The organism is Accumulibacter sp. (genome assembly GCF_023806635.1).
Taxonomy (GTDB): domain Bacteria; phylum Pseudomonadota; class Gammaproteobacteria; order Burkholderiales; family Rhodocyclaceae; genus Accumulibacter.
On the sequence record NZ_JAMTDQ010000038.1, the window covers coordinates 1 to 21,984 of the forward strand.

Sequence of the window (21,984 nt, forward strand, 5' to 3'; positions counted from 1 at the left end):
CGGCGAGGCACGCCGGGCACGGCGCGCGCGCGCGGCCGCGGCCGCCGGGTGGCGGCGTGCGCCACGACGACGCGCCGCCGCCACTGCTGCGCACGCTCTACCTGGCCGAGCCGGGAACCTACCTGCGCATCGACGGCGGCCGGCTGCTGGCGCTGAAGAACGGCGACGAGCTGCTCAGCGTGCCGCTGGAGAAGGTGGACCAGGTTCTCGCCAGCGATGAGGGCGCGGTGAGCTTTGCCGTGCTGCGGGCGCTGCTGGCGCGCGGCGCGACCTTCATGCTGCAGGGGACGGCGAGCGAGCCGCCGGGGCTGCTGCTGAGCGCCGCCGACAGTCGCGTCGACCTGCGCCGCAGCCAGTATCGCCGCAGCGAGGATGCCGCCTTCTGTCTCGCCGCGGCGCGCGCCATCGTCGCCGGCAAGATCGCCAACGGCCGCCTGCTGCTGCGCCGGCATTACCGCTTCCGCGCCGGCGGCGAGTCGCCGGCCGACGAGGCGCTGCACGAGATGCAGGCGCACGCGCTGCGCGCGGCCGATCTCGATGCGCTGCGCGGCGTCGAGGGGGCGGCGGCGCGCGCCTATTTCGCCGCCTTCGCCGGCCTGCTGCCCGCGCGCTGGTCGTTCCCCGGCCGCTGCCGGCAGCCGCCGGGCGACCCGGTGAACGCGCTGCTCTCGTATGGCTACGCGGTGCTCTTCCACAACCTGCTGACGCTGGTCGCCGAGCGCGGGCTCGATCCCTATCTCGGCAGCCTGCACGCGGCGCACAACGGCCATCCGGCGCTGGTCTCGGACCTGATGGAGGAGTTCCGCGCGCTGGTCGTCGACACGGTGGTGCTGCGGCTGCTCGGCAGCGACGACATTGGCGACGGCGATTTCGTCATCGGCGCGGACACCGGCTGCCGCATCGGGCTGCCGCTGCGCAAGGCCTTCATCGCCGCGCTGGAAGCCAAGCTGCAGAGCGCCGTCGGGCATCCGCTCGGCGGCCCCGACGGCGACTACCGGCGGGCGATGCGGGCGCAGGTGGCGCACTGGATCGAGGTCCTGCGCGGCGAGGCGCCGGCCTATCGCCCGTTCATGGCGCGCTGACGATGCGGCTCTGGGTGATCGTCTACGACGTCGCCGACGACCGCCGCCGGCGGCGGCTGGCGGGGGTGCTCGGAAGGCGCGCCGAGCGCGTGCAGGAGAGCGTCTTCGAGGCCTGGCTGAGCGGCACCGAGCTGCACGCGCTGCTCGCCGAGGTGGCGGCGGTCATCGAGCCGGCGGCCGACGCCGTACGCGCGTATCCGCTGGCGCTGCGCGATCGTTCGCGGCGCGAGACGCTCGGCGATCAGCCGCCTGCGCCGCGGCCGGCGGCGTACTGGATCGGCTGATGGACGAAGCTCCGCCCGGCTTCACCGTCGTCTGCTTCGACATCGCCGACGTACGCCGGCGGCGGCGTGTCGTGCGCGTCCTCGAAGCCTTCGCCAGCCGCGCGCAGGAGAGTGTCTTCGAAGGCTGGCTCGACCGCGGCGAGCGCCGCGCGCTGCGCGCCCGGCTGGCGGCGGCGATCGACGCCAGCAGCGACCGCGTCGCCTTCTACGTGCTGGCGCCGGTGGACCGCGGCGATGTGCGCTCGCTCGGTCGCGGCCTGCCGGTCGATGACTTCCGGCACGCGCTGCTCTGACGATCGAAGCCGCGTGCACGCACGGCCCGCTGGCGATCACAAGGGGGGCGTGTGGACGACGAGCCGCAAGATGGCGATAATGCCGCCGAATTACGGTGGGGATTCTGGGTAGATGCCAGGCCCCTCAACCATTCCTTGAAACATGGACGTACATGCACGTCCCGGAGTCGGAGTGACTGCAAATTGATGAGAACTCTCGACGAAGCGGAAGTCCTGGATATCGTTTCGCAGGGAAGAAACGCGGCGGAGCACGTGGTCGTCGCGATGCTCGACGGGCTTGAAACGGAACACCCCGGTGTGTATCGCGTCATTTATGGCGAGCCCAGCGACGCCATCGCATCCATCAACAAGGACATGGCGAACCTTTATCTGGATTTGTCATGCGATGTGGTGTGGGTTTTTGATCGGGCTTTCGGCAAGCCTCCGAAGATCGAGAACGAAGAAGACTGGGTGTTCAGGCGCTTGGCGTTGATTGACGCCGAACTCAAGTCGCTGACCAAGGAAATCTCGATGGATGAGCGATTCAGGGATCGGCTGCAGGAGCGATTCGTCACGAGAAGCATGGAGGCGAATGTGCAACTTGCGTTGTTGAAGCACCTCGAGAATGAAGTATTGAAGTACGCTTCCTGGAAGAAGGAGCGCACGCGCGCCGTCCAGATAACGAATAACCTGCTGTTCGTGCTGGTTCGCTTGCTGGGCGAGCTGTACAGCGCGCAGGCACCCAAGGCAGGCTGACTGCTTGACTGGAAAAACGGTGACGAAAAACGGTGACAGTATGGCCAATTCAGTGCCACCAGGCCGGTCACTGAATCCACCCACCGCTGCAAGCGGAAGCACTGAGCGGCAATCGCCCCGCCGCCGTTCCCGGTGACCACGGTTCTGATGACGCTCTTCGGCAACGCTGCTGCGAGGAGTATTTGCCGACCATGACTGCCGCGTGGTTCTCGAGGCGACGCCACAGGCGACCAGGGCCTATGACAAGACCAAGGGCAGAGCCATCGGCTTGTTCCATGTCACCTGCTGAGCGCTGCCCGCTCACATGCGCCATCGGTGCAGGAAACAGCCGAAGGCCTTTCTGCGGTCCACTCCGCCGCCTCTTGCCAGGATGATTTCAGTGAAGGCGGTGATGGCGATGATTCGCGTCTCGCATACCACGAGCGAAGGAGGATACGATGGCCGGTTTCGAGAATTACACTGAACAGACCAGGGAGATTGAGCTCGAAATTGAGCGGAAGGGGATCATTCTCGGCATCGACTGGACGGATGACGTCCAGGTGCGTGCTCTGGCACGGGAAGCGCTTGACCAGTCCGCTGCCGAGATCAGGCTTGCCGCTACCAGCCCGATCGACCGCAAGCTCATGGCCAAGGTTGATCTGTTCGGTCTTGCCGGCATCATGCTCAAGACGATGGAGGAATGTGCTGGTGTGGGATTCGAATGCCACGGAGGTCCAGCCTGGAAGGCGTTTGGCAAAGCCCTCTGGGCTGAAGTCGCGCTCCGCAAATCGCCGGCGGGCACACAAGAAGAGCCTTGACCTGTCGGCGGGGCTCAGATCACCACACCGGCGCTCCAGCCGGCCGCCCTGGAGACCGTGGTGAATGTCGAGCCAGTTGTCGCGTGAGCGCATGCTGCCATTCAGGGTGGTGCCGTTGTCGCCATGAAGCACGGGTTTGTCGGCCAGGGCCGGTGCCAGGCGTATTCCGATCCGGGAACCTACCTGCGCATCGACGGCGGCCGGCTGCTGGCGCCGAAGAACGGCGATGAACTGCGCAGCGTGCCGCTCGAGAAGGTCGATCAGGTTCTCGCCAGCGATCAGGGCGCGGTGAGATTTGCCGTGCGGCGGACGCTGCGGGCGCGCGACGCGACGTTCATGCTGCAGGGGGCGGCGGCCCGGGCCAGTTTCGCCGCCTTCGCCGGGCTGCTGCGCGCGTGCTGGTCGTTCCCCGGCCGCTGCCGGCAACCGCCGGGCGACCCGGTGAACGCGGCTCTCCTACGGCTACACGGTGCTCTTCCACAACCTGCTGACGCTGGTCGCCGAGCGCGGGCTCGATCCCTGTCTCGGCAGCCTGCACGCGGCGGACGACGGCCACCCGGCGCTGGTGGCCTTTGCCTGCCGCGCGCAGGAGAGCATCTTCGAAGGCTGGCTCGACTGGCGCGAGCAGCAGCGCCTGGCGGCTGCGATCGATGCCGCCGAGGACCGCGTGGCGTTGTGCGTGTTGGCGCCGGTGGACCGCGACGATGCACTGTCGCTCGGCCGCGGCCTGCCGGTCGAGGAATTCCGGCACGCTTTGCTCTGACTCACGAGGCACGATCCACTCCATTCGTTGGCCGTCAGTGCGGCACGCATGGGCTGATGCCTTACCCGCCAAACCTGAATTTGCTTGCCGCAAGATACTCCTCGATGAGTTCCAGAGCGATCCAGCGGCGGCCAAAGCGCTCTGCGACGGCGCCAGCCGTGTTCGATCCGGCGAACGGGTCCAGGACCAGATCGCCTTCTTCCGTAAGCAACTTGAGAAAAAACTCGGGCAGCGCGGCAGGGAAGCGGGCGGGATGAATCTTTACGCCCGACTCCTTGCAGCGCATGGTGTACGCATCGTTGGCCGAGTTGTTGCCAGCGATCAGCATTTCGTTTGCGTATTGGTCTTCCAATACGTTCGAAGGAATGGAACCGCCGGACTCGATCCTGTCGAATGACGCCGTGATGTTGTGACCGGACGGGCGGACAGCGCTCTTCACGCCTCGCTTGGCGAGGCGCAGCATGTCTGGGCTGTATGGGCGTAAGACTTTCCGGTTGTCCGCCTTCGGGAACGGAGTCTTCGACAGCCACCACACGTGCTCGACCGAGTCCTTGACCCGCACGCGGCGCACCGTCACCCATTCCGCCGGTACCGGCATCTTTGCCGGGTTGTACCAGTAGCACTCTTGAGCAAGGTAAAAGCCGAGTTCCTCCACGAGGGCGATCATCAGCTTGAAGTGGTACAGCGAGCGCGTGGGTTGCCCCGGATTCCAGCTACCCCCGATGTTCAAGACGAAACTGCCGTCATCGGTGAGCACGCGATGAATCTCTCGCGCGAACGTCAGGAACCAGTCGACGTAGTCGCATTTGCTGACGTTACCGTACGCCTTCTTGAAGTGGAGGGCGTACGGCGGCGAAGTGAAGACAAGATTGACCGAGGCGGCAGGTATGCCTTTCAGCAGCTCGCGTGAGTCGCCAAGATAGGCGGCACCGGAGGGCGTCTGATAGAAGGGCTCGACGCTCGGCATCAGCCGACTCGGGTGCTCGTGTGCAGGAGCGAACAGGCTGGGCTGTGGTGGGTCAAGGAGCTTGTTCATGGGAGTCTCGAACTCGTTGTAACATGCTGGCTTCCATTGTACCAACAAAATAGTTGTCAATGTCAACCTATTTATCGTCGGCTGCGATCGATCCTGACGAGTGGATCACACAAGCCGAGGCTGCGCGACTGCGCCATGTGACCCGCCAGGCTATAGCGAAGTTGGTCAACGGCAGGCGCCTTCGTACCCTGACAGTCGGTGGCCGCACCTTCGTCAGCCGCGCGGACGTCGTGGCCTTTGAGCCCAACCCTGCGGGCAGACCGAGGGGTGCCAGCCATGAGTGAAGCAGCGCTCGTAGCGATCCGGGAGCTTATCGCGCAATGTACCCCGGAAGAAGTGGCAGCGCTGTTCCGCGAGTTGCGTGCGCGGCATTTGATTCATGAGTTCGAGGAGGTCATCGGTGCGCCGGCAGAGATGATCCTCGAAGCGGTGCATCGGGCGCCGGAGTTGACCCGGCGGATGTTGCGGGGCGTCATCGCAGACGCTGCTTTTCGGCAATTCGTTATTGTTCCACTTGTGGTCGCGGGCTGGCACGACGTTACGCCCGCTGGCAACTTCGCATTCGACTATAAGGTGGACGACGGCCAAGGGGCCGTGACGGTCCAAGTCAAGCTGCAGCGCAGCGAGCGCGGAGCCCCTGTCGTCAAGCGCGGCGAGCGCTACGGCTTTGGCGATGCCGCGTTCATTGTCGAAACTCAAAAGACACGCACTGGCACTGATGGCGAGAAAAATCAGACGCGACCATATCGTTACGGCGACTTCGACATTCTTGCGGTTTCGATGCAGCCTTCGACTGGCAAGTGGGACCGCTACATGTACACCCTCGGGCGCTGGCTGCTGCCTGGGGGAAACGCAGGAGAGATGGCGACATTGCAACCGGTGGCCATGGACGCCAATGAGTTTTGGACCAGCGACTTCGTCGTGGCTGTCCGTTGGTTCAGGACAGAGGATGGTGGGAAGCGAATGACGATTGCTTCACAAGCGGCCAAGATGCGCGATGCCAAAGCGGGGCCACCTCTGCGTTCATCCCCGCGCTCGTCGTCCTGACGGGCCAGGAACCTGTATGGGCGCTCGGAAGCCAATGCCGTGCGCTGCAAGACCGCCAGCGAATTCAAGCGGCAATTCATGCTGGCATTGAAGCCGTTCGAGGTCGGCCGCCTGGGTTCGGGCAAAGCCGGAAATCTGGGCGCCCTGGGCCGGGTGGAGTTCCTGCTGACCACCGGACGTACCGGCGTCCCGTTGGTCGCCCTAGCGGCCCTCGCGTCCAGATGGCCGCAGCATCACACCGCCTGCCGGCCACCGACGAGGATCTCCAGTATCCGTTTGAGCGCCGGACCCGGGTGCAGTCGTGCCCAGCGCCGTTGGTCGAACTGGCGCACCGCGCTGACGACGTTGTCCGCGGTGTCGTCCGGATCTTCGTCGCCAAGGAGCTTCCCGACGTGATTGGCAATCAGGCGCAGATTCTCGTCCTTCTGCGCCTGATCGGGCGCCCCTTCGCTGTCGACGCGGACACGAACGTAGTCGATGCGGACGATCTGCTTCGGCTTCCGGTTCTCCAGCGTGTAGATCACCGTCGCGACGTTGATCGTCGAACCGGCAAAGCACTGCAGCGACGGCCGGCGCTTCATGCAGAAATCGGTGTAGGAACGCTGCGACAGCCTGCTGACCGAGTGGTCGCCGCCGACGACGAAGAAACGGAAGCCCAGGTTGGGGGATTCCATTGCCGCCTGGCCCGCCATCAAGGGAGCCCCCGCTGGCCCGGCGTCCGCGCAGCGTGCGCCTCGATCCGCGCCGCGGGCAGCGCCGGCGCACACGCGACGACGGCTTCGGCTTCAGTATCGAGGGCCGTCTAGAGACCCGACGCACGTCGCGCGACTGGTATCGTGAAGGCGCCATAGCCACAGCCGAACTCGACGACATTTCCCGGCGCATCAGCCGCACCAGCGAGGAGAGCCATCGCGACATCGGGGTCGAAGAAACTCGCCCAGCAGTCCTCGGCCGCCATTCCGCTCTCTCGTCCTTTCATGGTGCGGTGCACGGCGATCCGAACGGCAGCCCGGGGTCTGTCCGCAGCGGCCGGGCGAGGCAGCGTCGCTGGTCAGCCATGTTCGCTCCTCCGTCAGCAGATGCCGGCCTGTTTCATCAGTTCGACGAGAAATTCGTCCGCGTCCGCATCGATCACTTCGATCTGCCGACTGGCCAGCAGCTTCGTTCTGACCTCATCGAAGAAGCCGACGGCGAAGGCCTTGCGTGTCCATTGCTGACGCTGGCGGCGAATCTGCGAGAGCAGGCGCCGGACATGCTCATCGCGCAGACCGTAGCCGACAAAGAGCACCGTATTGTTCTGCAGGAGGTCAGCGACCTTGTCCAGGAGTCTGGCATGTGTTTCCGGGTAGTTCTCGTAATCTTCCGTGGTGGCGACGAGGGAAACCGGACGATCGGCCGACCCGTGCATCTTCAGCAGATTGTGCTGGTCGTAGCTGAACATGGGTGCATCCGCGTCTTGCGCGAGTACCTGGTAATGCTGGCTGATCTGTCGATAGGCCGACTCGAAGAGAAGATCCCAGTTCGTGGTGACGATGAAGCGAAAGGACTTGACGGCTGCGACATGGCTCGGCTGAGGAATCCTGTCCTGCGGGATGAGCGCCGCCAGGCGGTCGACCAGGGCGATCCGGTCATTCAGCACCAGGTACTCGTCACAGACCTCTTCAACGGAACGGCTGCGATAGTCGTACCCGGGATAATCCCGCGCGATCTGCATGCCCAGTTGGTCGCGGATGTGCAGACCGCCGAAACCGATCGCTTGCCATGAAATGCCCGCGCCAGCGAAAAGGACCGCCTGTCTGTTGCGCACCGCATCAACGAGTGTCGCCTTGATTTGCATATCGTCCTCCGATCTCGCGTCGAAAACCTTCTCTGGCCGCCGGCCGGGCGAGCGACGCTGCGCGCAATGGCAGGCAGCCTGTGGCTGGTCTTCGGCTCGAGTGCGCGAAGCGGACCGCATCGGGGACCGGACGCCTGTCGCTGCTCATCAGTCAATCGCGCGGTCAGGCGACATCGCGTGTGAGGTAATCGAGTACGGTAGCCATCAGCACATTGATGCCATCGTACCGGTTGGTCGCGACTGTCCGCAAGTGCTCCTCGCTTTGAACGTAGCAATCCGCCACCAATTCGTCCTGGCAGTGGGCGATGAGATCAGCAGCGCTCTCGGGCGTGGTCTCGAGATGAAACTGGAGCCCCATGGTGCTGCTGCCGATCTGGAAAGCCTGATGCAGGCACCCCTCGCTGCGCGCCAGGTGTATGGCGCCGTCTGGCAGGTCGAAGTTTTCGCCATGCCAGTGAAACACATCTGTCGTCTCGGGAAATGCGAAACGGTCGTCCTCTGGGTTGCCATCAACCGAATGGATCGGGAAGCAGCCGATTTCCTTGTTCCTGCGTGCGCTGGTGGCACACGCGACCAATGTCGCCATCACGCGAGTGCCCCGCCGGCCCGGCGTCCGCGCAGCCGAATGCTGCGCCTCGATCCGCGCCGCAGGCAGCGCCGGCGAATGCGCGCGGGCTTCGGCTGCAGCAGTCGCCTGCATCGCCGCCGGCGGTGCGCTCGACGATGCTCCGGCGATGGCGATCCGCTGCCCTTCGCGTCGTCAGACATAGTTCCTGATGAACTCGTAGTAGGCACGCGGACCGTCATGCGAGTGTCGCCGGACGGAGCGGATGATCTTGTCGACGCGGGCATTGAACTCCCTCAGCGTCAGGCCATCGACCTTGTCGACGCGCTTTCTGGCGACCTCCACGCACCAGTCCACGATGCCGCCGGTCACCGCGGTGCGCGCGGACTTCTCGTTCCTGGCGAAGCCGAATGCCTGCTTGACCGCCACCTTGGCGTTCTCCAGGGCGAAGATGCACAGGGTGTCGGTCAAGGTCGGGTGCCGTTCATACTCGGCCTTCAGGCCGGTTTCGATGTCCTGGAGCAGGTCGATGTGGGGGTCGTCGCTAAGGTCCATGGCTGCTCAACTGGTAATGGTGAGTGGGGTGGGAAGTCTTCGCTCGTCGTCGTGCAGGTCTCGTTGCACGCAGCAGTGTAACCAGGCCGGGGCGGCAGCGGCAAGCAGATGATCGATGCCGGGCGATCCGGCTCGTCCGGCGGGCGGGCGCGGCGCGCGACAGCAGTCGACCGCCACATTGCCGCACGCGGCGGCGGATCCTGCGGCCAATGGAAGCCTTGCGCTGCGACGACCGCATTGCCTATCCTGAATGCAGGGTGGCCCGGCCTTTCCAGCCGGGTCGCGACGCGGTGTGTCGGGGAGGCAGGACATGGCGGATGACGCGGCAGCGGTTGGCGTGACGAGCGACGCCGCGGATCGGCGGCAGCGGCTGCAATCGCTGCTGGCCGAACTGGCGGCGCTCGACCTGCAGGGCGACGCGGAGCGGGTGCGCGGCTTGCTGGCGGAAGCTGCGCGATTGCTCGACCGGTCGGCGGAGCCGCAGCGCTGGGCGGCGTTCCGCAGCCGCTACGCTTCGCTGTCGGAGGAGCTCGACCCGGCGGCAGCCGCCGCGGCCTACCGCGACGCGCTCGAGGTCTGGGATCCGGTCAGTGATCGCGAGAGCTGGCTGGCGTGCCACGAAGGAATCGGCTGGCTGCTGGCGCGGCAGGCGCCGCTGACGCCGGCGCAGCAGCAGGAGGCGATCGAGCACCTCGAGTGCGCGGTCGGCGAGCGGCCGTATCTCGCGGCGATCCTGGCACCGCTGTATCAGTTCCACACGCTGGGTGACCCGTGGGCCAACTGGCAGAAGCGGGTCGCCTACCTCGAGCAGGATGCGGCGCTCATCGATCGCGCCAGCGAGCCCGAGCGCTGGGCGAGGGCGACGAATGCGCTCGCGGTCGCCTGCCAGGAGGAGCCCGACGCCGACTTCGGCGCCGCGCTCGAGCGCCGGCTCGCACGCCACGCGCAGGTGCTCGCCGCGTTGCCGGCCGCGGCGACGGGCGCGCGCGTCGAGACCTGGCTGGCGCTCAGCGAGTGCTACCGCTTCCGCTGCCTCGGCGACGCCGCGGCCAACCTCGCCACCGCCGAGGGCTACGCCCGCGATGCGCTGGCCGCCTGCCGACCGGCCGCCGGCTGGCGTCTGCGGGCCGAGGCGCTGCTCGCGCTGGCGCGCGTGCTCCTGCGGCCCGGTCACAGCGACGCCGCGGCGCTGGCCGAGGCGCGCGCTCTCTGCGACGAGGCGGCGCCGCTCATCGACCCGGCGCTCAGTCCGGCTTTGCTGGCGACGGTCGAGAGCTTCCGCAGCGACATCTGTCTCGAGGGCATCGCCGCCGGCGACCTGGCGCAGGTCGAGCCGCTGCTGGCGCACGGCGAGGCCGCGCTGGCGCTGCTGTCGGCGCCGGAAGCGCTGCGCGACCGCCGCGTCGTGCGCCAGGTGATCGCCGACGGCCTGCTGCTGGCGGGGCGCTACGAGCAGGCCGCGGCGACGCTGCGCGCCGCGCTGGCCGAGGCGACGGCGGCGCTCGCCGAGGCGAGCAGCGTCGCCGGGCGCATGGAGCGGATCTGGGAGTTCCGCGATTCAGCCGCCCTGCTCGCCCACTGCCTGCTGCGCCTCGGGCAAGTCGACGAAGCGCTGCGCGAACTCGACCGCGGCAAGGCCCTCTTCTGGCGGAGCGATCGGCGCGACTGGACGAGCGCCGATCTCGCCGGCCTGGTGCCGGCCGGCGGGGCGCTGCTCTGCGCCAACTTCGCTGCCGACCCCGGCGCCGTCACCATCGTCGCCGCGGGTGGCAGCGAGACGGTGTGGCTGCCGCACTTCGGGCGTCAGCGACTGCTGCAACTGCAGCGCGGTGAAGCCGGCGCGGCGGCGCTCGGCGGCTGGCTGCTCGCCTATCACCAGCAGCAGGAGCAGGCGGCAGGGTGGCGGCAGATGATCGACGATACCGGGCGCATCCTCTTCGACGAGCTCTGGCAGCCGCTTCTGCAACGGCTGCCGGCGCTCGGCGTCGCCGCGGACGGCGAACTGATGTGGCTGCATCAGGGCGGCAGCAGTGTCTTTCCGTTGCACGCGGCGTGGTACACGGACGACCAGGGCGATCGGCACTGGCTGCTCGACCAGCATGTGATCCGCTACGCGCCGTCGATCGGCGCCCTGCTCGCGGCGCGTCCGGCGAGCGCAGGCACCGCGCAGGCGTTGCTCGTCGCCGATCCGCTGTGCGACCTGCCCTTCGCCGCCATCGAGTGCGCCTGGGTACAGCAGGCGCTCGGCACCCCGGCCGCGCTCCTTTGCAACGACGAGGCGACGCCGGCGGCGGTCCTCGCCGCGCTCGGCCGCGTCGACATCCTGCACCTGGCGACGCACGCGCGTTTCGACCTCGAGCGCCCGCTGCAGTCGTGCGTCTTCCTCGCCGGCGGCGAGCGGCTGACGATCGAATCGCTGCTGCCCGCGCTCGCCGGCCGGCCGCCGGCGCTGCTCGCCCTGTCGGCCTGCGAGACGGCGATGGCGCGCGTCGCCTCGACGCCCGACGAGTCGCTCGGCTTTCCCGCCGCCTTCCTGCACGCCGGCACGCGCAGCGTCCTCGCCTCGCTCTGGCCGGTGGACGACGTCGCCTCGGCCTTCCTCGTCGGCCGCTTCTACCGCGAAATGGCCGGCGGCGCGAAGTCGCCGGCACGTGCGCTGCGCGACGCGCAACGCTGGCTGCGGACGGTGACCGTCGGCGAGCTGATGGCGCTGCTGCGCGAGGCGAAGGATCTGCCGCCGCCGGCCGGCCCGCTCGCGGCGGCCACGCGCAGCGCCTTGCGCAGCTACGCCGCGGACCACCGCCCGTACGCCGCGCCGTGGTTCTGGGCGGCGTTCATCATCTGTGGAAGGGAATGAAAAATGAACAACGACCTGCAGCAACTGGCGTTGCTCGACGCGCTGATCGGCAACTGGGACAGTATCCACATCCGCCTCGGCGATTCCTCTGCAGCGCTGCAGGCGTCGCTGGCGGCCCTGGCCGGGCGCCTGGCGACCGCTGCCAACGGCGACGAGGTGGCGCTGATCCTTGACGAGCTCCTCGACCTGCTCGAGGGAACGCCGGCCTATGCCTTCGTCCGCGAGCTGATCGCCCGCAGTCAACTGGCGCCGGGCAGGACGCGCGCACTCGGCAGCGCCGGTGCCGTCTGCGCGCCGCCGGCCAGCGCCGCGGCCGCTGCCCTGGCCGGCGACGGCAGCGCGCGGCTTGCCACCGCCATCGCCGCCGTGGCCGAGCCGTGCACGATCGAGATCCATTTCGCCACCAACCGGCAGCTCGCGAGCGCCGGCGAGGAGCGCTTCACGGCCGATCCCGCCGGGGAACTGGCGTACGGACTGGCACGGGTCACCATCCCGATCGATCGGCACCGTCTCGGTCATGTCGAGCAGCGCGCGTGGTGGAACAGGATCGGCGACCCAAAGGACAAGCGGCGTTACGTCGTACTCGGCGAAGTCGAGGCATTGTCGGGCAACGCGTTCCTCAGCCGGCTCGAGGCTGAGCCAGAGGCGGCCAACGGCCTGCTGCTGTTCACCCACGGCTACAACGTCAGCTTCGAGGAGGCCGCACGGCGTGCGGCGCAACTGGCTTTCGATCTCCGCTTTCGCGGCCGCGTCGTGCTCTTCAGTTGGCCATCGTGCGGCTCGCTGCTCGGCTACGGCGCCGACGAGGAGCGCGCGCTGCTCTCGGCGCATGCGTTCCGCGGCTTCCTCGGGTCACTCGCCGACGGCCCGTGGAGCCAGGTGCACCTGCTGGCGCACAGCATGGGCAACCGCGTCCTGCTGCACGCCCTGGCCGGCGACGCCTGGCCGAACCGCAAGCTGGCACAGGTCCTCTTCGTCGCCGCCGACATCCAGGTCGATCTCTTCCGGCAGCAGTTTCCGCGCATCCGCGACGCCGGCGCGAACTACACTTCCTACGCCTCGCAACGTGACCGGGCGCTGTTCTTCTCCGCGCTGCTGCACCGGGCCGAGCGCGTCGGCGCCATCGACGGCACACCCTTCACCACCGACGGCCTCGAGACCATCGACGCGACGGCGGTCGATACGAGCGTGCTCGGGCTCGGGCTCGGGCACGGCTATTTCGCCGACCGGCGCAGCCTGCTGACCGACATCGGCGTCCTCGTCGGCGCCGGACTGTAGGCATCGCAGCGTGGTCTCGCGCAGTCCGATCGGCCGCGCTACTGGTACTTTCCACGTTGACACCGGTGCCCTCGGGTCGTCCGCTGCAGCCTCCTCCGCGTCGGCGCCGTTCGCCGCTTGCAGGGAGGGGAGCCGTTCGCAGCGCCTCCTGCCCGTTCCTGCGGGCAGCCTCCTGCGCATGGCTCATTCCTGGCTGTGGCCCTGTCGCATCGGCGCACCCCATTCGCGGTGGCCGCCCGAAGACGAAAGCGGCCGGTTCGGAAGCCGACCCGGCCAGCTCAATCGCGGCGCAGAAGGACGCTTACTGGCGACGACGGGTGGCGGCAAGACCGGCCATCGTCAGGCCCAGCAGGAGCATGGTGCCCGGGTGCGCAGTGCACGGCCGGCCACGGCGTCTGCCGCAGCGAGCGGCGCTCAGACCAGGCGGACCAGTTGCTTGCCGAAGTTCTGCCCGTGCAGCAGGCCGATGAACGCCGCCGCGGCGTTCTCGATTCCATGCACGATGCTCTCGCGATGGCGCAGCCGGCCGCTCGTGAAGAGCTCGCCGAGTTCGCGCAGCGCCTGCGGCCAGAAGTCGAGGTGCTCGCTGACGATGAAGCCCTGCAGTTTCAGCCGTCGCAGCAGGATCAGTTGTGGCTCGCGAAGCGGTATCGCCTGGCCATCGTAGCCGGCGATCAGGCCGCAGATGGCGATGCGGGCGAAGGGGTTGCAGCGACGCAGGACGGCGTCGAGGACTCTGCCGCCGACGTTCTCGAAGTGGCCGTCGACGCCGTCCGGGCAGGCTGCGGCGACGGCCGCGGCAAGCGAGCGGGTGTCGCCATGCAGCCGGTGGTCGATGCAGGCAGAGAAGCCGAACTCCTCGACGGCGGCGCGGCATTTCTCCGGCCCGCCGGCGATGCCGACCGCGCGGCAGCCGCGCAGTCGGGCGAGCTGGCCGACGGCGCTGCCGACGGCGCCACTGGCGGCCGATACGACGATCGTCTCGCCAGGCCGCGGCGCGATCAGTTGCTGCAGGCCGTACCAGGCGGTGACGCCAGGCATGCCGACGGCGCCGAGGTAAGCCGACAGCGGGATCAGCGTGCTGTCGACGCGGCGCAGTGCACCAGGGCACTCGCCATCGACGATCTGGTATTCCTGCCAGCCGCCCATGCCGACGACCCGTTCGCCGACGCGGTGGCGGTCGCTGCGTGAGGCGACGATCTCGCCGGCGGTGCCGCCGATCATCACTTCGCCGAGCGCCTGCGGCTCGGCGTAGCTCTCGCCGGCATCCATGCGGCCGCGCATGTAGGGGTCGAGGCTGAGGTAGTGGTGGCGCACGAGCACCTGTCCGTCGGCGAGCGCGGGCAACTCCGTCTCGACGAGCCGGAAGTTGTCCGCTGCGACTGCACCGAGCGGGCGCGCAACGAGGAGAATCTGCCGGTTGCGCGTCACGCTCGCTCAGCCATCGATGAAGCGCTCGATGAAGCTGGCGACCTTCGCCTTCCCGACGAAGATACCGTAGTGGCCCTCGCAGAGGATGTCGGCTTCGAGCGCCAGCAGCTTGCGCAGCGATGCCCGGTAGTCCCTGACGCTCGAGCGCAGCGCGGCGTGGATCGGCCCGTGCACGTCCTGCGCGAAGACGACGCGGCGATCGTCGGAGTCGACGACGAAGGCGATCGATCCGGGCGAGTGGCCGGGGATATGGACCACCTCGAGCGGGCGGCCGGCGAGGAGGATGCGGTCGCCGCCGGCGAGGCGGCGGTCGACCGGGCACGGCGTCAGGTGGTCACCATACCAGCAGGCGGCGCTGACCTGGCTGTCGCCGGCTTCGAGCCAGGCGGCCTCGAGCTCGTGAATCGCCACCTGCCAGCCGAACCGCCGGCGGAACTCGGCGGCGCCGCCGCTATGGTCATAGTGGCAGTGCGTCAGCAGCAGCGCTTCGACCTGCTCCGGCTGCACGCCGGCGGCCTCGATGTTCATCAGCACGCGCTCGCCGGCGCGCCCGCTGCCGGCGTCGATCAGCACGGCGGAGTCGGCGAAGTGGACGAGATAGATCGCCGCGTCGCTCTGGTCGGTCTGCCCCGGACCGCCGACCTGGCAGATCTCGGAGGTGATGAAGCGCGTTTGTGGTCCCATCGGATGATTATTCCCTGTCGGCCTCGGCGAGTGCGGCGAGGAGTTCGCTGCGGGCGTCGGCGTGATCCTGGTATTGGTGGCCGCCGCTGCGCCCGTACCAGTAGCGGCTGTTCCACGCATCGCCCTCGATCTTGTGCAGGATCGCATGGATCCAGCACGCCAGCGGGTCGTCCAGATCCTGGACGATGGCGTGCGCCTGCTGCCAGTCGCCGGCGAGAGCCATCCGGATGGCGCGCGTGCAGTTGCCGTGCGCTGCGCTGCTGCCGGACATCATCGTGACGGCCAACCACTCTGCGGCGTCGGCGGCGGCAGGCCGGGATGCACCACTGCCGGCGGCGGTGGCGGCGCTGGCGTGGTGGCGAGTGGTGGCGCCGAGGGCATTGGCGGCGGCAGGCCGGGATGCACCAGCGGTGGTGGCAGCGGCGGCGACGGCTGCAGCCCCACCGGTGGCCGCGGCTTGACTTCGATTGGCGGCTGCGGCCGCTGCCATGGCCGCCGCGGCACGATGGACGCGTGCCGCAGCTGGAAGGTCACCGGCCGGGCGCGCAGCAGAACCCGCCCGGCGCTGTCCACGATTGCCGCATCGAGCTGGTGGAACTGGTTGGGTGGCGGCAACGTGGCGCCCCAGAACTCCGGCGGGATGGTGAACTCGCTGGCGGTGAAGCGCTGTTCGACCGGCCGGCCATTGATCGCGACGACGAACGCGTGTCCCTCGCCGAGTTGCAGCGGCGGATCGACTGCCAGGCGGACCTCGAACAGCGCGGTATTGGCGACGACGGCGCCACCATCCTCGGGAAAGGTGATCGCCAGGCGGCGGTAGCTGGCGGCCGCCGCTTCGCCCTTGCCGGCTGCTTCGCCGGGCGTGGCGCTGGCCGGCGCCGGCGGTCGGCTGACCGGCACGGGCTCGACGACGTTGAGCGGTGGCAGGGGCACCGGCCGGGCGCCAGGCTGCGGTCGGTCGGAAAAGACCGGCCCGCTGGCGCCGCGGGTCACGAACACCTCGTCGGCGGCCAGCGCTGCCGGCAGCGCAAACGACAGACAGCAGCCGGCGAGCAGCAGGCGGGCGTTCATCGCCGGCTGCCGGCAGCCGCGGCGTCGGCGGCGAGTGCAGCGAGCAGCGTGCTGGCGACGCGTGGTGAGTAGAGCATTGCCAAATGTCCGAGACCGTCGATCGCGCGATGGGTCGCGCCGGGCAGCTCGAGGTTCGCTTGCGGCATCACGAAGTTGTCATGCGGACTGTAGATGACCACAGTATCGAGCAGCGGCGCCGGGTTGGCAAGAGCCCGCAGCCAGTCGCCGTGCGGACGCATCTGGCGCGCGTTGTCGCCGGCGCCGATACGGGCCAGCTGGCTGCCCTGATGCGGTGTGCCGAGCGTCACCAGCCTCGCCACCCGCGCGCTGCCGCAGCGCTGCAGGTAGCGGCGCGCCACCAGCCCGCCCATGCTGTGGCCGACGAGCAGCAAGCGCTCGGCGCCGGTCTGCGCCAGCACGGCGTCGATCCGCCGCGTCAGCGGATCGACGTAATGGTCGATGCCGGCATAGACCGGTTCGAGGCTGATCGTTGCCACGCTCCAGCCGGCCGCCTCGAGCCGCCGCCGCAGCCACCACCAGGCGGCACGCGAGCAGCCGTAGCCGTGCACCAGCAGGACCGGATCTCGCAGCCGGCCCGCGCCTGCCGTGGCGGTGCGCAGGCGATCGGCGCCCATCCAGCAGCGCTCGAGGGGAAAGATGAGGACGAAGCTGAGGACAAAGGCGGCGTATTCGCCGAAGACCATGCGCAGCGCCTGCGCCGCAGTCAAGCGCGGTGCCGGCGAGTGCCAGGCGAGCGCAAAGGCGTAACTCGTCGCGACGAGCAGCGCCCGCACGGCGAGGATGCCGACGACGGCGGCAGCCGCGGCGGTTGCCGGCGAGGCATCGCAGAGCTGCGTCGCGATGGCGACGTACAGCGCCACCTCGAGCAGCAGCGCAACGCAGAGGGCACGGGCGAGCATGGCACGGCTCCGGGTCAGGGGATCAGCGGTGGCGGCCGGCCCGACAGCTCGGCGGCGAGCAGGCTGGCGTTGCGTGCCACGAGGCCGTAGATCGACAGTTGCGGATTGGCGCCGAGACTCGTCGGGAACAGCGAGCCGTCGTGGATCGACAGGTTGCCGAGCCAGAAGTGCCGGCCACGGTGGTCGGTGACGCCGCGCTGCGGCGCGTCGGCCATGCCGCAGCCGCCCATCACGTGCGCGCTGACGACGCGGCAGAGGAAGGGCTTCAGCGGCAGTTCGGCGATCCCCTTCTTCGCCTGCGCCCAGCTCGAGTAAAGTGGAGCCGTCTCGTGCACCGGCGTCACCGCGCGCGCGCCGGCGGCGAACTGGATCTCGGCCATTGCCAGCAGCGCGCGCCGAGCCGCTTCCCAGATCACCTCACCGAGCGGGTAGTCGAGGACCGGCAGGCCGTCACGTCCCAGCCGCACCTGGCCGCCCTGGCTCTCCGCATGGAAGCCGTCGCGCAGCAGCGCCAGGACGACGTTGACGCGCGTGAACTCGCGCATCAGCGCGGCATGCGCGGCGCCGAAACCATGCAGCGTCGTCGCGTACAGCACCGGGTGCAGCGGCGGCGTCTCCAGCTTGAAGCCGAGCGGGCCGTCGATCGCCGCCTGATGCAGGAAAAAGTCCGAGTACAGCGTCTGCGGCGCGCCGGCGTACGCGTCGACGCGTTCCGGCATCACCGCCGACGAGATCACCACCGGGTGCAGGAAGGTGCGCTTGCCGAGCAGCCGATGCGGATCGGGAACGCCGCTGCGCAGCAGCAGCGCCGGGCTGCCGATGGCGCCGGCGGCGGCGACGAAATGTCGCGCGCGCAGTTGCACCCGCTTGCCGGAGGGATGGATGCCGTCTGGCCGCAGCGCGACGCAGTCGAGGGCGCTGATGCGGCCGCCGCTGAAGCGCAGGCGCTCGGCGCGCAGCCGGGTGTATAGCGTCGCACCCCGGTTCAGCGCCGCCGGGATGGTAGTCAGCAGCATCGACTGCTTGGCATTGGTCGGGCAGCCCATGCCGCAGTAGCCGAGGTTCCAGCAGCCCTTGACGTTGCGCTTGATGGCGCCGATCGGGATGCCGAGTTTCTCTCCGCCGGCGGCGAGCACCTTGTTGTTCTGGTTCGGCGGCGTCTCCCAGGGGCGCACCCAGAGCTTGTGCTCCATCACCGCGAACCAGGAACTCATCGATTCGGCACTCAGCTGACGCAGGCCGTAATGGCGCTGCCAGAAGGCGAAGACTTCCGGTGGCGTGCGGAAGCTGCTCGTCCAGTTGACCGTCGTCGAGCCACCGACGCAGCGCCCCTGCAGGATGTTGATCGCCTTGTCCATGGTCTTGCGCGCTGCCGAATCCTGGTAGAGCTCCGGATAGGCCTCGGACTCGAGCATGCGGAAGTCGCTCGACGAGCGCAGCGGTCCCTCCTCGACGAGGATGACGCGCAGGCCGCTGGCGCTGAGGATGTCCGCTGTCACGCCGCCACCGGCACCGCTGCCGACGATGACGACGTCGGCCTCGACCGTCTGCCCCTTGCCGAGGGTCGCGGCGTCGATGTGCTTCCAGCCGGCAGCGAGGCCGGCGCGGATCGGATCGTGCATCAGAAGTAGCCTCGCGGTGGGCCGGGGTAGGCAATCGCCTCCCAGGTGTCGGGACGGGCATACCAGGCACCGAAGCTCAGGTCGTGCAGCGCCCCGTAGGCCCCCTGCAGCAGGGCCAGACGGCTCGTCCGCCAGGACTCCAGGAACTCGCTGACGTCGCCGACGCTGGCCTCGCGCCATGGCTTGCCGACGCCGGCGAGGACCATTCGCCCGGGCGCCAGCACCAGCAACCCGAACAGTTCGCCGATCTCGCGCTGGCTGGCGAGCGACAGGCCGGCGATCGTGCGCGCGATGCCATCGACGGTGAGTGCGAGCAGCCGCTGCCGCTCGTCGCCAGGCGGCGGCAAGGCGCCATCGAGCAGCGCGCCGGCGACCGCCGCCAGCATCGCCCGCTCCTCGCTGCTCAGCCGCCGTTCGCCGGCAGCGTTGAGCCAGCCGGAGAAGGCGAGCAGCAGGCTGCCGGCGACGCCGGTGCGGATGAACTGGCGACGGCTGACGATCATCGCAGCAGAAACCGCGTCAGGCGGTCGAAGAGCACACCGTAGGGCGGCCTGAAAAGGCCGATCGCCGACAGCCGCGACTGCCGGAAGACCGCCTTGCGCACGGAGAAGGTCTCGAAGCCGGCGAAGCCGTGGTAGCAGCCCATGCCGCTCGGGCCGACGCCGCCGAAGGGCAGTTCCTCCTGCGCGATGTGCAGGATCGTGTCGTTGATCGTCACCCCGCCGGAGACCGTCTCGTCGAGGACCCGCTCGATGTTGCCGCGGTCGCTGTCGAAATAGTAGAGCGCCAGCGGCCGCGGCCGCTCATTGACGTGGCGGATCGCCTGGCCGAGGTCGCGGTAGGGGATGATCGGCAGCAGCGGCCCGAAGATTTCCTCCTGCATGACGCGCAGCCCGTCGTCGGCACCGAGCAGTGCCAGCGGCGGCAGGTGGCGCCGCGCCGGATCGGCGGTCGCACCCGGCAGCAGATCGACGATCGTCGCGCCGGCGGCGCGTGCCTCGTCGACGTAGCCCGCGAGGCGGCCATACTGCCGCTGATCGACGATCGCCGAGTAATCGGCGTTGGCGTCGATGTCCGGGTAGCAGCGGGCAAGCACCGCGCGCGCGTGCTGCACGAAGGAATCCTCCAGCCCGGCCGGCAGCAGGACATGGTCGGGCGCGATGCAGGTCTGGCCGGCGTTCAGGCACTTGCCGATGATGATCCTCTCGACGGCATGCGCGAAGGCCGGGCTGCCGACCAGCGTCGGGCCGATGATCGCCGGCGACTTGCCGCCGAGTTCGAGGGTGACCGGCGTCAGGTTGCCGGCGGCCGCCTGCATGACCTGCCGGCCGACCGGCGTCGAGCCGGTGAACAGCAGGTGGTCGAAGGGCAGCGCGGCGAACTCGCGCGCCACCGTCACGTCGCCCTCGACGACCGACAGCTCGTCGTCGGCGAAGTGACGGCCGACGAGTTCGGCGAACAGTGCGGCGGTCGCCGGGGTGATCTCCGACATCTTGACCAGTGCCCGGTTGCCGGCCGCCAGCGCGGCCGCCAGCGGCGCCGCGGCGAGGAAGATCGGGTAGTTCCAGGGGACGATGATGCCGACCGCACCGAGCGGTTGATGGCGCACTTCCGCCCTGCCCGGCTGGAACCACAGCGACACCGGCCGCGCCTGCGGCTGCATCCAGCGTCGCAGGTGGCGCCGGGCGTGCTGGACCGCTTCATGGCTCGGGAAGATCTCGAGCAGCCGTGTCTCGGCCGGCGAACGGTGACCGAAGTCCTGGCGCACAGCATCGGCGATCGCCCGCTCGTGATCGAGCAGCAGGCGGCCGAGGGCGCGCAGCCGACGCTCGCGCAGCGCGTGCGGCGGATTCGGGTCGCTGCGCGCTGCCGCCTGCAGGCGGGCAAAGCGGTCGGCCAACGACTCGGGATGGGGCATGGCTGGCTCCTGGCAGAGGTTCGGTCAGCGGCCAGTGTAGTCGTTGCTGCGACCACCGGTTAGGCGATGGCCTCTAAACAGGGCGGCTCGGGCAAGGCATAATCCCCCGCCATGGACGATGCCAGCGTCTCGATCGAAAAGCACCAGTGCGCCGAAGCGCTGCGGCAGCACCTGCAAACGGCCAAGCGCCTGCGCCTGCAGGCGAACAGCGAGCCGGCCGCTGCGGCGAAGCGCCTGCGCCTGCGCGAGTGGCAGGCGGGGCGCCTGGCGCGCACCCATGCCGATCTGCTGGCAAGCCCCCGGTTCGGCGCCGCCGCCCGTTTCTTCCTCTCCGATCTCTACGGTCCGAAGGATTTCAGCAGCCGTGACGAAGAGGTCGAGCGCATCCTGCCCCTGTTGATCCGCATGCTGCCGACCTCAGCCCTGCAGAGCGTCGCCCTCGCCGTCGAGGTCGACGCGCTGTCCGAGGAACTGGACTCGGCGATGGTGGCGGAACTCGAGCGCGCCGGGATGATCGAGCGCATCGACGAAGAGGCCTATGCCGCCGCCTACCGCGCCGTCGGCTGCCGCGCCGAGCGCGAACGGCAGGTCATGCTGATCCGGCAGACCGGCGAAGCCCTCGACCGCGTCGCCAGGAAACCGCTGCTCGGCACCATGCTGCGGCTGATGCGCGCTCCGGCACAGCTCGCCGGCCTTGCCGAACTGCACGAGTTCCTCGATCGCGGTCTCAACGCCTTTCGCTGCATGGGTCCCGCCGGTGAGTTCCTCGACTCGATCGACGGCAAGGAGCGTGCGCTGCTCGCGCGGCTGTTCGCCGCGGTCGACGATCCGTTCGCCTGAGTGTTCGCTACACGTCGTGACACAAAAGGCCAACTATTTCACAGATCCCGGGGGTTCAAGTCTGTAGCATTCGTTCTGTCGCCGGGGCACACCCCTCCCCCTCCCCCCCTCCCCCAAGTGGTCCGGCGACTGCTTCACCCGGCCCGCCCAGTCCCCCCCTGGCGGGCCGTTTCTTTTTCTGGCGTGCTCCTGCCGGCCGGCGTGCCGACCAGCGGAGCACGCGAATCGCCCGCGGCGGTCGCAGTCGAGCGTCGAGGGCGCGACACGCAACGGCTGCCAGCGGACGGTGGCCGGTGGCGAAGCAGGCTGCAGGCAATCGCCCGTCCGCGGGGTTGCAGGCGGCGAAAAAGGCTGGATGGAAATCGCCCG

23 protein-coding genes and 1 pseudogene are annotated in these 21,984 nt (G+C 68.7%); 10 read left to right on the forward strand and 14 right to left on the reverse strand.

Translation table 11 applies throughout. From position 1 onward, the window contains the following. The 6 genes and pseudogenes from cas1 to NFW30_RS06435 form a co-directional block, all read left to right on the forward strand. A partial coding sequence (cas1, locus tag NFW30_RS06410; RefSeq protein ID WP_295371905.1) for a CRISPR-associated endonuclease Cas1 occupies window positions 1-1,082 on the forward strand: 1,082 nt, incomplete at its 5' end. 2 nt (window positions 1,083-1,084) lie between these two features. After that, entirely contained in the window at window positions 1,085-1,366 is a 282-nt protein-coding gene (gene cas2, locus NFW30_RS06415) for a CRISPR-associated endonuclease Cas2 (RefSeq protein WP_295351027.1), read from the forward strand. Next, complete coding sequence (cas2, locus tag NFW30_RS06420; protein WP_295351025.1) at window positions 1,366-1,659, forward strand: CRISPR-associated endonuclease Cas2; 294 nt, start codon at window positions 1,366-1,368, stop codon at window positions 1,657-1,659. Before cas2 (NFW30_RS06415) ends, cas2 (NFW30_RS06420) begins: the two co-directional genes overlap by 1 nt. 186 nt (window positions 1,660-1,845) lie before the next feature. Further along, complete coding sequence (locus NFW30_RS06425) at window positions 1,846-2,394, forward strand: hypothetical protein (protein WP_295351022.1); 549 nt, start codon at window positions 1,846-1,848, stop codon at window positions 2,392-2,394. 437 nt (window positions 2,395-2,831) lie between these two features. Further along, a complete protein-coding gene (locus tag NFW30_RS06430; protein WP_295351019.1) occupies window positions 2,832-3,191 on the forward strand; it encodes a hypothetical protein in 360 nt (119 codons plus the stop codon). 336 nt (window positions 3,192-3,527) lie between these two features. After that, window positions 3,528-3,954, forward strand: a pseudogene (locus NFW30_RS06435) (CRISPR-associated endonuclease Cas1). 61 nt (window positions 3,955-4,015) lie between these two features. Here NFW30_RS06435 and NFW30_RS06440 read toward each other — a convergent pair. Next, window positions 4,016-4,921: a site-specific DNA-methyltransferase gene (locus NFW30_RS06440; RefSeq protein WP_295351375.1), complete on the reverse strand. Its 906-nt coding sequence runs from the start codon at window positions 4,919-4,921 to the stop codon at window positions 4,016-4,018. A gap of 345 nt (window positions 4,922-5,266) precedes the next feature. On the opposite strand from NFW30_RS06440, the gene NFW30_RS06445 reads away from it, so the two are divergent. Further along, entirely contained in the window at window positions 5,267-6,037 is a 771-nt protein-coding gene (locus NFW30_RS06445; RefSeq protein WP_295351016.1) for a hypothetical protein, read from the forward strand. A 233-nt stretch (window positions 6,038-6,270) separates the two neighbouring features. Here NFW30_RS06445 and NFW30_RS06450 read toward each other — a convergent pair whose 3' ends face one another. From NFW30_RS06450 to NFW30_RS06470, 5 genes are all read right to left on the reverse strand, one after another. Further along, window positions 6,271-6,711 carry a hypothetical protein gene (locus tag NFW30_RS06450; protein ID WP_295351013.1) on the reverse strand — a complete coding sequence of 147 codons (441 nt, stop codon included), beginning with the start codon at window positions 6,709-6,711 and terminating at the stop codon, window positions 6,271-6,273. Window positions 6,712-6,839: 128 nt separating this feature from the next. Then, window positions 6,840-6,995, reverse strand: coding sequence for a hypothetical protein (locus tag NFW30_RS06455; protein WP_295351010.1), 156 nt, complete (start codon window positions 6,993-6,995; stop codon window positions 6,840-6,842). 114 nt (window positions 6,996-7,109) lie between these two features. After that, complete coding sequence (locus NFW30_RS06460) at window positions 7,110-7,874, reverse strand: SIR2 family protein (RefSeq protein ID WP_295351007.1); 765 nt, start codon at window positions 7,872-7,874, stop codon at window positions 7,110-7,112. A gap of 163 nt (window positions 7,875-8,037) precedes the next feature. Beyond that, a complete protein-coding gene (locus NFW30_RS06465) occupies window positions 8,038-8,460 on the reverse strand; it encodes a hypothetical protein (RefSeq protein WP_295351004.1) in 423 nt (140 codons plus the stop codon). A gap of 174 nt (window positions 8,461-8,634) precedes the next feature. After that, a complete protein-coding gene (locus NFW30_RS06470; protein ID WP_295371908.1) occupies window positions 8,635-8,994 on the reverse strand; it encodes a hypothetical protein in 360 nt (119 codons plus the stop codon). Between the two features lie 310 nt (window positions 8,995-9,304). On the opposite strand from NFW30_RS06470, the gene NFW30_RS06475 reads away from it, so the two are divergent. Further along, window positions 9,305-11,851: a CHAT domain-containing protein gene (locus NFW30_RS06475; protein WP_295354880.1), complete on the forward strand. Its 2,547-nt coding sequence runs from the start codon at window positions 9,305-9,307 to the stop codon at window positions 11,849-11,851. 3 nt (window positions 11,852-11,854) lie between these two features. After that, a complete protein-coding gene (locus tag NFW30_RS06480; protein WP_295354877.1) occupies window positions 11,855-13,129 on the forward strand; it encodes an alpha/beta hydrolase in 1,275 nt (424 codons plus the stop codon). Between the two features lie 414 nt (window positions 13,130-13,543). On the opposite strand, the gene NFW30_RS06485 is transcribed toward NFW30_RS06480, so the two are convergent. The 8 genes from NFW30_RS06485 to NFW30_RS06520 are packed head-to-tail and all read right to left on the reverse strand — an operon-like array spanning window position 13,544 to window position 20,775. After that, the gene (locus NFW30_RS06485) at window positions 13,544-14,560 is read right to left on the reverse strand and encodes an NADP-dependent oxidoreductase (RefSeq protein WP_295354875.1); all 1,017 of its coding nucleotides are present in this window, start codon (window positions 14,558-14,560) and stop codon (window positions 13,544-13,546) included. A gap of 6 nt (window positions 14,561-14,566) precedes the next feature. After that, window positions 14,567-15,244, reverse strand: a complete 678-nt coding sequence (locus tag NFW30_RS06490) for an MBL fold metallo-hydrolase (RefSeq protein ID WP_295354872.1) — start codon at window positions 15,242-15,244, stop codon at window positions 14,567-14,569. Window positions 15,245-15,251: 7 nt separating this feature from the next. After that, complete coding sequence (locus NFW30_RS06495) at window positions 15,252-15,518, reverse strand: hypothetical protein (protein WP_295354869.1); 267 nt, start codon at window positions 15,516-15,518, stop codon at window positions 15,252-15,254. Further along, window positions 15,515-16,315: a hypothetical protein gene (locus NFW30_RS06500; protein WP_295371911.1), complete on the reverse strand. Its 801-nt coding sequence runs from the start codon at window positions 16,313-16,315 to the stop codon at window positions 15,515-15,517. Before NFW30_RS06500 ends, NFW30_RS06495 begins: the two co-directional genes overlap by 4 nt. After that, entirely contained in the window at window positions 16,312-17,235 is a 924-nt protein-coding gene (locus NFW30_RS06505; RefSeq protein ID WP_295354864.1) for an alpha/beta fold hydrolase, read from the reverse strand. Before NFW30_RS06505 ends, NFW30_RS06500 begins: the two co-directional genes overlap by 4 nt. A gap of 14 nt (window positions 17,236-17,249) precedes the next feature. Next, complete coding sequence (locus tag NFW30_RS06510) at window positions 17,250-18,857, reverse strand: GMC family oxidoreductase (RefSeq protein ID WP_295354861.1); 1,608 nt, start codon at window positions 18,855-18,857, stop codon at window positions 17,250-17,252. After that, on the reverse strand, window positions 18,857-19,360 hold the full coding sequence (locus NFW30_RS06515) for a hypothetical protein (RefSeq protein ID WP_295354858.1): 504 nt from the start codon (window positions 19,358-19,360) through the stop codon (window positions 18,857-18,859). Before NFW30_RS06515 ends, NFW30_RS06510 begins: the two co-directional genes overlap by 1 nt. Continuing rightward, entirely contained in the window at window positions 19,357-20,775 is a 1,419-nt protein-coding gene (locus NFW30_RS06520; protein ID WP_295354856.1) for a coniferyl aldehyde dehydrogenase, read from the reverse strand. Before NFW30_RS06520 ends, NFW30_RS06515 begins: the two co-directional genes overlap by 4 nt. A gap of 111 nt (window positions 20,776-20,886) precedes the next feature. Between NFW30_RS06520 and NFW30_RS06525 the strand changes: the two genes are divergently transcribed. Beyond that, on the forward strand, window positions 20,887-21,615 hold the full coding sequence (locus tag NFW30_RS06525; protein WP_295354851.1) for a hypothetical protein: 729 nt from the start codon (window positions 20,887-20,889) through the stop codon (window positions 21,613-21,615). Window positions 21,616-21,984 lie beyond the last annotated feature (369 nt).

Bases quoted from the DNA above. Each gene is read 5' to 3' on its own strand.
- cas2 (WP_295351027.1), top strand. From the start codon at position 1,085: ATGCGGCTCTGGGTGATCGTCTACGACGTCGCCGACGACCGCCGCCGG.
- cas2 (WP_295351025.1), top strand. From the start codon at position 1,366: ATGGACGAAGCTCCGCCCGGCTTCACCGTCGTCTGCTTCGACATCGCC.
- NFW30_RS06425 (WP_295351022.1), top strand. From the start codon at position 1,846: ATGAGAACTCTCGACGAAGCGGAAGTCCTGGATATCGTTTCGCAGGGA.
- NFW30_RS06430 (WP_295351019.1), top strand. From the start codon at position 2,832: ATGGCCGGTTTCGAGAATTACACTGAACAGACCAGGGAGATTGAGCTC.
- NFW30_RS06440 (WP_295351375.1), bottom strand. From the start codon at position 4,921: ATGCCGAGCGTCGAGCCCTTCTATCAGACGCCCTCCGGTGCCGCCTAT.
- NFW30_RS06445 (WP_295351016.1), top strand. From the start codon at position 5,267: ATGAGTGAAGCAGCGCTCGTAGCGATCCGGGAGCTTATCGCGCAATGT.
- NFW30_RS06450 (WP_295351013.1), bottom strand. From the start codon at position 6,711: ATGGAATCCCCCAACCTGGGCTTCCGTTTCTTCGTCGTCGGCGGCGAC.
- NFW30_RS06455 (WP_295351010.1), bottom strand. From the start codon at position 6,995: ATGGCGGCCGAGGACTGCTGGGCGAGTTTCTTCGACCCCGATGTCGCG.
- NFW30_RS06460 (WP_295351007.1), bottom strand. From the start codon at position 7,874: ATGCAAATCAAGGCGACACTCGTTGATGCGGTGCGCAACAGACAGGCG.
- NFW30_RS06465 (WP_295351004.1), bottom strand. From the start codon at position 8,460: ATGGCGACATTGGTCGCGTGTGCCACCAGCGCACGCAGGAACAAGGAA.
- NFW30_RS06470 (WP_295371908.1), bottom strand. From the start codon at position 8,994: ATGGACCTTAGCGACGACCCCCACATCGACCTGCTCCAGGACATCGAA.
- NFW30_RS06475 (WP_295354880.1), top strand. From the start codon at position 9,305: ATGGCGGATGACGCGGCAGCGGTTGGCGTGACGAGCGACGCCGCGGAT.
- NFW30_RS06480 (WP_295354877.1), top strand. From the start codon at position 11,855: ATGAACAACGACCTGCAGCAACTGGCGTTGCTCGACGCGCTGATCGGC.
- NFW30_RS06490 (WP_295354872.1), bottom strand. From the start codon at position 15,244: ATGGGACCACAAACGCGCTTCATCACCTCCGAGATCTGCCAGGTCGGC.
- NFW30_RS06495 (WP_295354869.1), bottom strand. From the start codon at position 15,518: ATGATGTCCGGCAGCAGCGCAGCGCACGGCAACTGCACGCGCGCCATC.
- NFW30_RS06500 (WP_295371911.1), bottom strand. From the start codon at position 16,315: ATGAACGCCCGCCTGCTGCTCGCCGGCTGCTGTCTGTCGTTTGCGCTG.
- NFW30_RS06505 (WP_295354864.1), bottom strand. From the start codon at position 17,235: ATGCTCGCCCGTGCCCTCTGCGTTGCGCTGCTGCTCGAGGTGGCGCTG.
- NFW30_RS06510 (WP_295354861.1), bottom strand. From the start codon at position 18,857: ATGCACGATCCGATCCGCGCCGGCCTCGCTGCCGGCTGGAAGCACATC.
- NFW30_RS06515 (WP_295354858.1), bottom strand. From the start codon at position 19,360: ATGATCGTCAGCCGTCGCCAGTTCATCCGCACCGGCGTCGCCGGCAGC.
- NFW30_RS06520 (WP_295354856.1), bottom strand. From the start codon at position 20,775: ATGCCCCATCCCGAGTCGTTGGCCGACCGCTTTGCCCGCCTGCAGGCG.
- NFW30_RS06525 (WP_295354851.1), top strand. From the start codon at position 20,887: ATGGACGATGCCAGCGTCTCGATCGAAAAGCACCAGTGCGCCGAAGCG.